This is a genomic window from Rufibacter ruber (assembly GCF_001647275.1).
Classification (GTDB): Bacteria; Bacteroidota; Bacteroidia; order Cytophagales; family Hymenobacteraceae; genus Nibribacter; species Nibribacter ruber_C.
In genome coordinates this window covers 1-14,288 of the sequence record NZ_LRMM01000038.1, presented here as the reverse complement: position 1 = coordinate 14,288, position 14,288 = coordinate 1, and the positions used below count along the sequence as shown (strand labels likewise).

The window sequence follows — 14,288 nt, the reverse complement described above, 5'->3', positions numbered from 1 at the left end:
CTCATCTTAGATCATGCATGTAAAGATGAAAACATGCCTCTCAGAGTTCAACAATTTGCCCTGAGAGGCATGTTTAGATTAAGGGTTCTGGATCAAGTTAGGGTTCACATTCATTTCTTCTCTTGGGAAACGGAACTGCCATCTGATATCACCTGCCGGCACGGGAGTAGTAACACCTGTAGTAGCTAAAGCGGAAGTTGCCCCGGTACCGCTTCTGTTGAGTTCACTGTTGGTTCGTTTCAAGTCTGTAAACCTAAAGCCCTCCCCCCATAATTCTACGCGCCGCTGTATCATGATTTCTTCAATAAGATCAGCTCCTGTTTTGGTTGATTTTACATAAGACGGATTGCGGTTGACAGCTAAAGGAAATAGAGCAGTCTGTGCTTCTTCACTTCTTCCGGCACGGGCATGCGCTTCTGCCTCAATTAAATACATCTCTGCGGCGCGCATAAAGGGAATATCCCCAGATGCCACCGCTGGATTAGCTGTCACAAACTTCTTATGCATATAGGCCCTTCTTACCGCTGATACATCTGTCTGTCCAGTGGCAGCATTAATAACCCCCGGAAAATTCACAGCATCAGCTGCAGTACCATTCCACCAGAGCTTTTTACGCACATCTGTAGAAGCCAAAGCATTATACAACTTCGTATTGATTTTTTTAGGATTAGGCCTAGTATGAGAAGAACTTACGTTAGATGACATGTACACAAACCAGCCACCATACGTAGGGACTTGGGTATCTAATTGCCGTGCCCCCCACATCCATTCTCCCTGTACCACCCCACTGCCCATGTTGTTAAACCCACTCAGGTATTCAGCATTTGTCATTAATGTATAGCCTTCACGGGCTTCAGCGGCATACTTAGCGGCATTGTCCCAATCCTGCATAGTCAATGCCACACGGGCCTTAATCCCTTTCACAGATTTCAAATGCAGGTGTGTTTTATTGGAAGGTTCATTTGTGCTGACTAATAAGGAAAGCGCCTGGTCAAGATCAGTATTCACTTGCGCATAAACCTCTTCTACCGTAGCTCTGGCCTGGGGCTCAACTGAGTTCTGTGTCATAATAGGTACCCCAAGCTGAGCATTGGGGGTATTGGTCTTATCATACCTAATACCATACAATTGCACCACATTAAAATGAGCCCAGGCTCTGAGCGCAAGCGCCTCTCCCTTAATGGCATTTTTATCTTTGATATCACCAGGAACCTCGTCAATGTTATTGATAATTAAGTTCGTGTTGGCAATGATTCTGTAATAGAAGCGGTAGGCCCATTCATTTACAACCCCAGTCTCACTCCTGTGGTCTGTCCACCTGTGCGCGTTTCGGAAATAGGTGGTGCCAGAGGCAGAATGCACAATGTCTTCCCCCATAAAATCAATGTAGATCATCATAGAAGTGTAGCCATCTCTTGTTTGGCTACCGTCTTGCTGCTTGTAAAGGGCAGAATAAATCCCATTTAAAGCTACCCGTGCATTTTTGGTAGATTCAAAGGCGGTTGATTCAGCGGCCTTATCAGTTGGGAATGTATCTAGGAAATCATCACTGCAGGACGTAAGCATAACTGCAAATGCCAACAGAAGGTAAAATCTATATTTTAAATTTTTCATGTTGTAACTGCGTTAATTAAAAGGAAACATTCAAACCCAACGTGACGGTACGCGAAGGATCATAGGTATAAGAAGGAGCACCTGTATAGGTTTGGGTTGGGTCCAATCCTGGTCTAATAGATTTTATAAACAGATTCTCCCCACTCAAATACACTTTGGCATTTTGCATTTTAAGCTTAGAAGCAAATGCTTTGGTCACATTATAGGCAAGTGTGGCGGTCTTAATGTTCAGATACGTGGCATCATCCAGGAATCTATCACTGGCAGACATGGTAGAGTTAGCAACAGATCTGGCAGGTATACCTGTCACATCCCCAGGTTTTTGCCAACGGTTTAGCATGTCTACATGCACAGCACGGCCATAAAAACCAGTCGTCATTAGATCCTGATAGTCACTGTCAATGATCACTCCTCCCAACTGGTATTGAATCAAGAAATTTAGAGAGAAGTTTTTGTAGGTAAAGGTGTTTCTAATGCTACCGTAGTAATCTGGTATAGCACTTCCAAAATACCCAAACCGGGCATTACCAGAAGCAGTTGTTACTGTATCACCGTTTTCAGCTAGCTTCCAGTTTGTAGAACCAGATGACCTTATTAAGTCCATATCAGCCCAATATAAATTTGAGCCCGTAGTTGGGTCTATTCCGTACCAATCCCTGGTCCAGAAATCATATCTGGAGCCGCCAACTTCCCACTTTTTAGTTCCATTGACAAACCCATCATAACCTGGGGGTAACTTCTGAATACTATTTTCTAACGTACTAACGTTCAAGGTGGCATCCCATCTGAAATCCTTGGTTTTCACTGGCACGAAATCAAGCTGCAACTCAACCCCGCGGTTCCGGATGCTGCCCACATTAATCACCCAGCTAGGCACACCGGCAGTAAAGGGTAAATTCTGGTCAAAGAGAAGATTATCTGTCTGGCGTTGGTACACTTCAATAGTACCACCTATCCTGCTTTTCAACAGGCTAAACTCAATAGCTGCGTCAAGGCTTTTGGTGGTTTCCCAGGTAAGGTCTTTCTTTTCAACCTTTGAATAGAGCATGCCTGGTTCCGCCCCGTTATTCCATCCTAAATCATATAAGCTCGGCCACCCGTAATAAGTGTCAATGGCATCATTCCCTGCAACTCCGTAAGCAGCTCTGAACTTTAAGAAATTTACCCAATCTATACGAAAAAAGGCTTCTCGGTCAATGTTCCAGGCCACCCCGGCTGACCAGAAATTACCCCATTTGTTTTTTTCAAAAAATCTTGAGGAAGCATCACGCCTTAAAGAGGCAGAAATAGAGTAACGCCCGTCATAGTTATATTCTACCCTAGACAGATATCCTTCTGTTCTATAATCTGTCTCATAAGATCTTAAACCCGTAATTGTAGTGAAATTATCAAGCACGTTGGTACCTTCTACAATCATGCCGGAAGCCCCCATGGAGTTGTTGTCATAATTGTAGCTATAGCTTTCATGGCCGGCTAACACATTGATGTCATGCTTGCCAAATGATTTACTATAAGTAAGCAATTGGTTGAAGTTAATATAAGTAGAAAATGTATTCAGCCTGGAGACTCTCCCCTGCATTCCTTTAGCATCTCCCACCTCTGGGTTGTCAAACACGTTCTGCTTTAAGCTATTAAGTGTCACCGAAACATTAGAGGTAAAGTTGAAATTTTTAAGAAAGTCAATTCCCACATATGTTCTACCTGTGATAGAATAGCGTTTTCGGTTGTTTTGGTTCAGCAAAGTTTCAGCCACTACATTCCTGCCAGGGTAGAGAATACGGGTATCACTCATGTCGTATTTTTTGTTACCATTTCCATCTAAAATGTATTCTCCGGTAACCGGATCATGCTCATGAACAGGATAAATGGGACCCATCATTAAATCCACCAGAAAGGGGTTTTCATTAATGCCACTAGATTCATTTGAGTAATTCTGTGTGGACATGTTAGCGGACAGATTTACCCCAGACTTCAGCCATTTATTAGGTTTCATATTTACATTAATGCGGCCAGAGAAACGTTCAAAATCAGTCCCAATTAACACGCCTTCCTCATCTAGATAGCCCAAGGAAACAAAATAGTCACTGTTGGTATTGCCGCCACTGTAACTCACATTATAGTCTCGCCGTCTACCTGTTTGTTTCAGGGCTTTCTTCCAGTCTAAATCATCTGGGTAAAGCAATTTTGCATTCGGGTTGAAGGTACCATCAGGAAACACGATTTGGTTAGCAGGAACATTAAAAGGATTATTCCGCAGATACTCTTCTGATGCTACCTTCTCAGATGCAATGGTACCAGCCAATAGCATGTTATCTGGAGTCCATTCTTTATCTTTCATGTTCTCGTTCCTGATCCCTTCCCACATTAATACAAAATATTGTTCAGCGTTTACGGTTTCATAGTCAGCTAACGCCCGGCCGCTCACCCCTTCTGCCAGTTTTACATTAAGAGAGCTACGCGTTTTGCTTCCTTTCTTAGTAGTGATAATAATCACTCCGTTAGCACCGCGGGAACCATACAAGGCAGTAGAGGAAGCATCTTTCAAAACAGAAATACTCTCAATGTCATCTGCATTGATGTTACTGATGGGAGCTTCATAAGGAGCCCCATCTACAACATATAAGGGATCCATGGCCAGGTTCATAGAACCAAAGCCCCTGATGCGCACATCTGGCCCCTCTCCGGGTTGACCGCTTCCTGCATTGGTTTGAACACCTGGGGCAGCCCCGGCTAAAGCTGTATTGATGTTGGTGATGGATCTATCCTGAATATCTTCACTGGTGATTTTTGCAACAGAGTTGGTCAGGGTTCGTTTTTGAGCAGTACCATAAGCCACTACAATTTGCTCTATCTCTGTGGCTTCTGCTGCCAAAGCAATATCAATGGTAGCGGCGCTGGTAATTGAAACTTCTTTCTTCTGATATCCCACAGCGCTAAAAACCAAGGTTTCTGCTGAAGCAGGAATGTTTAAAGAATATTTGCCGTCTATGTCTGTTGAGGTGGCGACAGTAGTACCTTTTACCAAAACAGTTATGCCAGGCAGAGGTTGATTGTCTTCACTGCTGGTCACCTTACCTGTTATGGTTCTGGTCTGTACTTGTGCACCTACTTCTTTAGGGCTTGCCACCGCCGCTGAGGCTGCTTTTAACTTGATCGCAATAATCTTATCCTGAATAGAATACGTAAATGGCTGTCCCTTAAAAAGCTCCTGCAAAACATCTTCCAGCTCTCTGTTCTGGAAATTCACAGTAACTGGTCTTACTTTTTCTAATACTTCACTATTGTAAATAAAGAAGTAGCCGGTTTGCTTTCTAATTTCTTTTAGAATTGAGGTGAAACTTGCATTCTTCTTAGAAAGCGTGACTTTTTGCCCAAAGGAGGCTGCCTTTACCTGTAAGACCAGTACCAATAGAAGCATGCCTGTGAGCTCCATAAATCTGGTCCGCTTCTTTATTGTTTTTTTACCTATGGAAGCCCTTGAATTCCTAAGATAATCCAAATAAGCTCTGGGGCTTTTGAAGTGTAAAAATGCTTTCATTTGTTGTTAGTAAAGGGTTAGAATTTCAAAAAATAGTAGTTGTCAATAGCTGAACAATTTCAAAGTACGGGCATAGCTTTCCCTTCCCCCTTCACCCGGTGGGGTTTCGCTTTCAAAAAAAGCTGCCAATGGCTATATGTAAATTGCTAGTTTCCTTTCTTGTGCACCAAAACAGTTCGGCCTGAAATTTCAAACTCAACACCACCCGTCATTTCAAGAACCTCCAGTAATTTTGACACATTTTCTTTTCTGGGAATTACTCCGGTAAACGCCAAAGCAGGAACGGTTCCCTCGTACACCACCTCCACATCATACCAACGCTGCACTTGCCGCATAACCTGTTTCAGGTCAGACTGCTCAAACAGAAAAACACCATTCTTCCAGGCAGTCACATCTTCAACGTCTACCTTCTTCAGTTTGAATCCTGCGCCTCCATACTGATGCACAGCCTGCTGTCCAGGCACCAGTACTTGTTCTTTTTCAGCCTGAGTCACCTGCACAGAACCTTCCAACAGGGTAGTCTCCAGCACCTTTTCATCTTGATAGGCCATCACATTGAAGTGAGTCCCCAATACCTTCACTTCTACCTCACCGGCCTCTACTTTAAAGGGCATGGCTGTATTTCTGGCAATTTCAAAATAAGCCTCCCCTATGAGTTGAACTTTCCGCTCTTTACCGGTAAAAGCTGTTGGGAACTTAATAGACGAGGCTGCATTCAGCCACACTTTGCTACCATCTGCTAGCACAACCTGGTATTGCCCCCCCCTAGGGGTGCTCACTGTATTATAAACTACTTCGTTGTTGTTTCCTTTTACACCTTGGTTATAAGCCAAGGAGCCATTCATTTTTATAACCTTTGCTATTCCCTGCTCCAGCTCCATTCCATCTCGGGATTCTTCAAGAACAATAACCTGACCATCTGCTAGCGTCAATAAAGCCTTCTCTCCACCGGCGGGAACATCGTTCTTGTACCGCAAATGCGGCTTTGTTACGGCCTTTATACTACTGCCACCCTCTTGTAATAACGTGAAGTATGCCCCTACCGACACCAGCAGTAGAGCAATGACTGCCGCCGCACTTATCCAGGTTGCCAGAAATGTTTTTTTCCTACTACTTCTACTTTCCTTCTCTTGGTTGATAGACTCTTTGATAGCATGAAAGATTTTAGCTTTATGCTCTGCCTCACTCTCAGCATAATAAGAAGTTACTGTTACAGGAGCATCCTGATCAGTATGATACCAAGTAGAGAATTCTTGTTCCTCTTCAGGGGTGATGGTACCATTCAACCATTTCTCAGCCAGATCCTGGTATCTCTTATTTCCTTTTTTGGAATTCATTTATTGCCTTTTATTATAAGTACCTTAACATGGAACAATCCCTTAGTCACTCTTCCACTTTTTTTGCCTCTTTTCAATTAAACTTGAAAGAGTAATTTTACTGAGGTTTCAACATCTTAAGAAGTAGCATTCAAACTGTTTGTGGTATTTTTAGAGCACATGAAATAAGAGAAACTGTTCCTGCTCCCAGGAACTCCTCCTGCCGCTCAGCAGTGGCTGTCTCGTCATAACGTTGTACGCCAATTACTTTTCAGTTCATACCCCCTACTATTTATAGTTTAAACTGGAAGGGTTAGCTTTTCTTAAACCGGCATGCGCACTATCTGACTTGTATAATCTTTAGACTTGTTGCAGATATTTTTTCCCTTTCGTTCTGATAAAAATATAACTGATAAGTTCATTTTAACTTTTCAGATAAAAGTTAAAATTGGCTGTTAACACATCCTCCTTATCATTTTTACTATCAGGGTTATCCCCTTACTCCACTTTACTACATCAACATTCCAAAACCCTGTTTATAGCACGTTTACAGGAAAACAAGTTAAAAACAGAACGAGGGCAAAGTATTTTCCTCACACCCCCGCCTTTTTGCTAAAAAGGCTCACTCATGCCCCATGCTTAGAATTACTCAGGCACACTGTTTCCCTTATCAAGCCCTCAGCTTCATCAAATGATATATATCACTTTTCCTACAGAGCATGTACAAAAAACTTTTGCTCCAGATACAGAATAATTATATATTTGCAGCTGCATTCCCTGAGGCAGCCAAAGATGCTTATTTCTTTGGCTACCGCACCACCACACTATGAAAATAAGCTAGCTTAGAAAGCCCCCACTCTCTGGCTCACCCCTTTTATTTACTATTATTTTTTAACCCATGGTGAGTATGGGAAGGCTGTGCATGGCCTTGCTTCTTGTTTTCATGTTCTCCTGCCAAGGCGAGAATAATGACATTATGCCCGCATATCCTCTGGAGGAGGGGCTCATTGCTTTTAGTTTTCTGCAAGAGAATAACCAAAGGCTACCTGTTGATAGTAAGGCCAGCCTCACAGGCACCCGCATCTCTGTCAACTTGCCGTCTGGCATTCCCAGAGACAGCCTTATTGCCGCCTTCACCCCCAGAACAGCGGGCAGTAAAGTGTACATAGGCAACACCCTCCAAACCAGTAACACCACAGCCAATGATTTTACTGCGGAGGTCGTGTACAAAGTGGTTTCTGAAGACGGAAGGGTATCACGGTACCGGGTGGAGTTTAACTCCCTGCACACAGAAATAGATGAGGCCATGGAAGCGGCTATCAAACGCCACAACCTGCCTGGGGTGTCAATTGCCATTGCCAGAGGCGACAGACTGATCTTTTCTAAAGGCTACGGATATGCCAACCGGGAATCTGCAGAATTAGTCTCCACCGGCAGTCTCTTCCGGATTGCAAGCCTTTCCAAACCTATCACCAGTGCAGCCATCCTCCGGTTAGTGCAGGAGGGAAAGCTCTCTTTTTCAGACAGGGTGTTTGGGCCAAACGGGATACTCACGGGAGACTACCCCTCCCCACCGGCCCGCTCTAACATTGACCTCATCACCGTGCGGAATTTGCTGGATCATACCTCCGGCTGGACAAACAACCCCAATGACCCCATTTTTGCAGACCAGTCTCTGTCAGCCAAACAGATAATCAGTAACCAGATTAATGGTAGGCCTTTAGAGCATCTTCCGGGCACAACCTACTGCTACTTTAATTTAGGCTACTGCATTCTAGGGAGGGTGATTGAAAAAGTCACAGGCAAAAGCTACTCCCAGTATGTGCAGGAAACGTTTCTGCACCCTTTGGGCATCTCAACCATGCGCATTGCCGGAGACACAGAGCGCCAGCAGGTGGCGAACGAGGTAAGGTATTACCAAAACGAACAGAACCCCTATTCCTTTAAAATGGCCCGAATGGATGCCAACGGGGGCTGGATAGCCACCGCCGAAGACATGGTGAAGTTTATGGTGTTGGTTGACACCCGCAGCCCCCAATGCCGCCTGAGCGCACAACTGCTGGAGAGCACCTATTTTGGGTACCCTAACTGGAGCCACTTTGGCTCCCTGCCCGGCACAACCTCAGTCATGACCAGGCTGAACCATGAATTCAGCTATGTGATTATGGCCAACTCCAGAAATAACAATTCCCCCTCCTTGGTTGCGGAGGACCTGGACAGAATTATAAAGCACCTGATCTTGACCAAAGAAGACTGGCCTGCCGTAGCTGGAACCTAGAGAAAATGCAGAAAGGCAACCGCTTCTTTTCTAACAGTTGTTCAATGTACTGACTACAGCCATTGATCCCCTGTCTGCTGCTGATACCAGATCATTTTCTGTTTTTGAGCTGTTTTGGCCAAAACAGCTCAAAAACAGAAAAGCTACCCCACCACTCTTTCCGTTTCCTCAGCAAGCGTTTACTTAGCCTTGGGTTTGACAAGAAATCAATCGCATACGTCAAGGGCAGTATGCATGTACAGGTTTCCTGAGACGCTCAAAGCATAACGTGCTCTTAGAAAAACCCAGAGAGAATGAAGGCGAAAGCGTAGAAAAATGAATACAAGATTATTCTTGAAGAAAGGCAGTGAAAAGCTACTCAAGAACCATTTTCCTTCACCTCCCCCCTTTAAATACTAAGTATGCCGGCTGGCTGTTTATGGCCTGTTTTTCAGAAAACAGGTCAAAAACAGCATTGGCTATACTCACGACTCCCTTCCCTTTGGTAACAGCTAAAACCTTCTTTCACGTACAAGGTTAATCTGTAAGTGACCAGCTCTTATTCCCTTCATAGATTTGCGGGTGCTGTAAGGGAGACAAATGCCTTGCCCTTTGCAACCAGGCCAACCCTTTGAGGCAAGCGCTTTGGTCAATGAGCTTGTTTTCATTTTGATTTTGCAGGCGAAAATGGGGAGCACAAGGTTCTGGCGAAGCGATTTTGGAGCAACATACGCCCCGCTATGGTGCGAGAAAATGGCAAAGTCAGGTTCTTTTGATACCCGTTAGCAGCGCAAAAGGGGAATTTAAACATGCTCTAATATAAAGATGTCATCCCCTAACCCAGTACTATGAAAAATTTTGGCTTTTTTGTTTTAACCCTCTCTCTGGCGGCAGGTTTGGGCACCGCCTGTAGCCAGGAGGCGTCTACTGCCCAAAATCCGTCTTCCGGTAACTGCACGCCGTTAGAAACCCGTACGGCCAACGCGCCAGACCAGAAGCCCGTCTTTGCCGGTCAAACCCGCGCGTGCGCCATTACTTCCACCACGGCGTTTCAGGTAGAGACGTTGGCAACCGGCCTGGAAAAACCCTGGGCGGTAGAACCTCTCCCAGACGGTGCTTTGCTGGTAACCGAAAAACCCGGCCGCCTGCGCATCATTTCCGCCACCGGACAAGTGGGGCAGCCTATTACGGGGGTGCCGGCGGTTGACGCCCGCGGCCAAGGCGGTCTGTTAGATGTGGTGCTCAGCCCTTCCTTTAGTACAGACCGAACCATCTTCTGGAGCTATTCTGAGCCGCGCAACGGAGGCAACGGCACCAGTGTAGCCCGCGGCGTGCTGTCTCAGGACAGAACGAGTCTGAGTCAGGTGCAGGTCATCCTCAGAACAATGCCCACCTTCAACGGTGATAAGCACTTTGGGTCACGTCTGGCTTTTGGCCCAGATGGGAACTTGTATGTTACTATGGGGGAACGCTCTGAATTAATGACCCGGCCCCAGGCGCAACACATGGACAGCCACTTGGGCAAAATCCTAAAAATCACCCCTTCCGGGGCGCCGGCCCCAGACAATCCTTTTGTGGGGCAGGCAGGAGCCTTGCCAGAGATCTGGACGGTGGGGCACAGAAATGTGCAGTCTGCAGCTTTTGATGCCGAAGGGAAACTCTGGGTGGTAGAAATGGGGCCGCAGGGCGGAGATGAACTGAACCTCATCCAGAAAGGCAAGAACTACGGCTGGCCCTTGGTCACCTACGGTGAGGAGTACTCTGGCAAACCCGTTCCCAATGCCGTGACCCAGAAAGAAGGGTTTGAGCAGCCCGTTTACTACTGGGACCCTGTGATTGCCCCTTCTGGTGCGCAATTCTACACCGGTGACGCGTTCCCGGAGTGGCGCGGCAGCTTGTTTGTAGGAGGCCTGAAAGACAAGCGGTTGGTGAGGCTGAAAATTGAAAACGGGAAAGTGACCGGTGAGGAGCACCTGTTGGCCGACCGTGGCCAGCGCATACGGGATGTGCGGCAAGGGCCAGACGGCGCCTTGTATGTGGTGACTGACCAAAGCAACGGCGAACTCTGGAAAATATCTCCCAGATAGTGACTCCGCGTAGGGGGTTTCTGTTTTACGGCTGTTTTCTCAAAAACAGCCGTAAAACAGAAACCCCCTACGAGTGGCAGGAGGAAAAAGCACCTCCCCTTCCCCTAAAAGACAAGTAACTGGCAGTTTCTGTTTCCGGGCTGTTTTTCTGAAAACAGCCCGGAAACAGAAACTAACTTTCTGCTACGTTCACAAAAACGTTGAACGTTGAACCCACCCCAGGTTTACTCTGCACGTTCACGGCCCCTCCTAAGGCTTCGGCCTGCATTTTTACCAGATACAGCCCCAGCCCTCTGCCGGCTACATGAAAGTGGAAGCGTTTGTAAAGGCCAAACAGGTTTTTCTCTTCTTTCTCCAGGTTAATTCCCAGACCATTGTCAGAGACAGAGAGGCAGAGCAAGTTTGACGCTTCTTCAAGCCGTGCCGTCACTTTGATGTCTAGCGGCCTTTCCAGAGACCTGTATTTCACAGCGTTGGTGAGCAGGTTGCTTAATATACTGTTCATGAAGCTCCGCACGGAGATGATCTCCTGGATTCCGTTCAGATCTATGGTCACGTGCTGGTAGCTTTCATTGGGCAGGCTCAACAGGGCTTGCTCTACAATCTCTGGCAGACTGATCTTCTCCCGTGCCTCTAACAACCCTCCCTGGAGGCTCAAGAGGTCGTTGAGGTCTCTGATAATGGTATCTAACCCCTTCGCCGTATGGCGCAGCTTGTCTGTCACGGTCAACTGCATCTCCCGGTCTTCTGTGCCCATGAGCAGTGAAGTCAACCCCAGCACGTTCGCCACCGGCGACCGCAGGTTGTGTGACACAATATACGTAAACTGCTCCAGGTGCCGGTTACGCCGCAGCAACTCGTCAGTGAGCCTGACACGCTCCTCTTCGGCTTTTTTCTGGCCGGTGATCTCCGTTTCAATGACTATGAATTTCTTGGCGCCGCCTGAGTGCTCGTCAAGAATGGGGGTGACGTCCAGTTTAGACCAGTACACCTCCCCTGATTTGCTCATATTCTCTACCTCCTGCACAAAAGGCTTTTCAATGGCAAGCTTTTCTCTGATAGAAAATACATTGGCCTGGGTTGCCGGGCTGGCTAAAAAATCACCGGGCTTGCGCCCCACCACCTCTTCTAAGGTATAGCCCGTCAGGCGGGTGAAGCCGTCATTGACCCATTCTATTCTGGCTTCCTCATCTGTGATGTAGACCGAGTTCACCGTTTTGCTGGCCACCAGGGAGAGCTTTTTGAGTTCTGCCTCTGCCCGCTTACGCGAATTAATCCCTTTGACGTAGACAGAGAACCCTTCTTCTGACGGATACACCGTTACGCTCAGCCAGCTGTTCAGGTACGTTGAATATTCCTCAAAATGAATAGGCGCTCTTTTACCAACTGCCCGCTGAAACTGCCGGTAAAAAGGCTCAAATATGGCAGGGTCATACACCTCGGTAATTTTACGGCCTACCAGATCCTCTTTGCGGGCTTTCATGGTTTTTTCAAACTCTGGGTTCACATAGGTGAAGCGCCATTCCTGGTCAAGGGTGAAAAAAGCATCTTTGATACTCTCCAAGATGTTGTTCAGCCTTTTTGCCGTCTCCTCTAAGAGCAGCTGCTGCCGTTTCACATGCGTGATGTCTTTGGCCAGCCCGTGCACCCCCACCACTTCGCCATCAATCAAAATAGGTATCTCCGTAAAGGTGTAGAAAACCTCCTCCTGGTTAGCATTGAGCAGGGATGATTCTGTGGTGATGGCCTCCCCCCGGAGCACTCTCTGGAATTGCCGCTCATTGTGCTCCACATAGTCCAGCTGCGCAAACTCATTGAAATGCCTGTTCAGGATTTCCTCCTCCGGCATTTGCATGAGCTCTACGGCCACTTTGTTCACAGAGGTAAAACGGCCGTTGGTGTCAAGGGAATACGCTACATCTGGGTTGAAATCAAAGAGAGACTTGTACATCTTTTCGCTCCGCTCCAGCTGCCGTTGGGTTTGCAGGCGCTCGGTCACATCACGGGAGTTGACAATAATGCCGTTGATAGTGGGATTATGAAAGCAGTTGACCGCCCGTGACTCCAGCCAGCGCCACGCGCCACGCCGGTTTTTACACCTGAAGGGACTGAACAGGAGGTTTTGCCCGTTTAACACCTGCCGGTGTTGCTCCAGCAGATGGGCTACATCATCTGGGTGCACCTGGGTAAAGGCATCCATACCCACCAACTCTTCTGGCGCATACCCTAACACATTCTTGACACTGCCGCTCACAAATTTAAACACACCTTTTTCATCAATCACGGCAATCATCTCAAAGCCTTCCTGCAAAAGGGCCTGCAGACGGCTCTCGTTTTCTAACCTGATCTCTTCTGCCGGAATCATAGAGGTGATGTCTCGGGCAATGCAATAGACCTTACCGCCTTCTTTCACCAGTGAGGATGTCCAGGACAGGTAAACCATACTCCCGTTCTTATGCAGGTAGCGGTTTCTGAAATGGTATGTAACTTGGGTTTGCTGTAACTCCTGGGTATCTCCCTGGGTAGAGGTGATGTCTTCTGGATGGATAAACTCCCGGTAGTGGCGGCCTACCAATTCCTCTGGAGAGTACCCCAGAATTTTCTCACATATTTTATTGATGTGCAGAAGGTTCCCATCCAGGTCAAACGTACAGATCATGTCCACTAAATTCTCCAGTACCTGCTGCAAGTCAGTGAGGGCAACTTTTAAAGTTTCCTGCTGGCCCACTATCTTCTCCTGCGCCTCCAGCGAGGGCCTTAGATCTTTGAGATACACACTGGCTACCGCCTGCCCCCCTGGCCCAAAGAAGGTTCTGGCGTTCACCTTTACCGGGATTCCCCCTTCCACCGGGTGCAAAAGGGAGAGTGTGTCTGAAAAAGTACCATCAGCACCAAAGACTGTGGCTATGGAAGGGAAACCGCCACCAGAAAACGGGAACACCGCAGAAACCCCCTCCTGCAGAAGGGTGGCCCGGGGTTTTCCCGCCAACTCTTCCAGGGCTTTATTCACATACAGCAGTTCGCCCTCCCCGGCTATTAAAAGCATAGGTTCCATGCTATGCTCTAGCAGTTCCTGAAAATACAATAACGGCAAGGGTTCCTTCTGTAGGCCTGGGGCTGCAATTTCAGCAGCGGCGGCTAATGTCTCCTCCATATAGGTGCTCTTTCTCCAATCATTCCGCCACTAAGGATCTAAGGCAGTATCCATCAGATGCTTCTGTAGGCAAAAATACAAAAAGGGGGAGCATACAATATACTAAATTTTCATTAATAAAAGGTAGAGGGGGGGGCAACCTCTGGTTAGGGCACAGGCACCATCAGCGACTCAAAGGCTACGCCTTAAAAACCATGTTCCCTGTTTTAGGCCTGTTTTCTGACAATACTTCGGACATTTTAAGGTAGAAGGATAAAAAAGGGCAGAAGCACTGTTAGCGGTGTGTGAAAACTACTACGGCTTCCGCCCCCGGCCCCGAGGG

The 14,288-nt window shown here is 46.9% G+C and carries 6 protein-coding genes; 2 read left to right on the top strand and 4 right to left on the bottom strand.

What is annotated here, in order from left to right:
* Positions 1 to 78: 78 nt before the first annotated feature.
* From A8O25_RS14265 to A8O25_RS14255, 3 genes are all read right to left on the bottom strand, one after another.
* Entirely contained in the window at positions 79 to 1,614 is a 1,536-nt protein-coding gene (locus A8O25_RS14265) for a RagB/SusD family nutrient uptake outer membrane protein (protein ID WP_066836037.1), read from the bottom strand.
* 16 nt (positions 1,615 to 1,630) lie between these two features.
* Complete coding sequence (locus A8O25_RS14260) at positions 1,631 to 5,152, bottom strand: TonB-dependent receptor (RefSeq protein ID WP_082893651.1); 3,522 nt, start codon at positions 5,150 to 5,152, stop codon at positions 1,631 to 1,633.
* Between the two features lie 146 nt (positions 5,153 to 5,298).
* Positions 5,299 to 6,489 (bottom strand): FecR family protein, encoded by a 1,191-nt coding sequence (locus A8O25_RS14255; RefSeq protein WP_066836035.1) that lies wholly within the window; start codon positions 6,487 to 6,489, stop codon positions 5,299 to 5,301.
* A gap of 877 nt (positions 6,490 to 7,366) precedes the next feature.
* Between A8O25_RS14255 and A8O25_RS14250 the strand changes: the two genes are divergently transcribed.
* Positions 7,367 to 8,746, top strand: a complete 1,380-nt coding sequence (locus tag A8O25_RS14250; RefSeq protein ID WP_082893650.1) for a serine hydrolase domain-containing protein — start codon at positions 7,367 to 7,369, stop codon at positions 8,744 to 8,746.
* A gap of 827 nt (positions 8,747 to 9,573) precedes the next feature.
* Positions 9,574 to 10,812: a PQQ-dependent sugar dehydrogenase gene (locus A8O25_RS14245; protein WP_066836031.1), complete on the top strand. Its 1,239-nt coding sequence runs from the start codon at positions 9,574 to 9,576 to the stop codon at positions 10,810 to 10,812.
* A 172-nt stretch (positions 10,813 to 10,984) separates the two neighbouring features.
* Here A8O25_RS14245 and A8O25_RS14240 read toward each other — a convergent pair whose 3' ends face one another.
* A complete protein-coding gene (locus A8O25_RS14240; protein WP_066836029.1) occupies positions 10,985 to 13,966 on the bottom strand; it encodes a PAS domain S-box protein in 2,982 nt (993 codons plus the stop codon).
* Positions 13,967 to 14,288 lie beyond the last annotated feature (322 nt).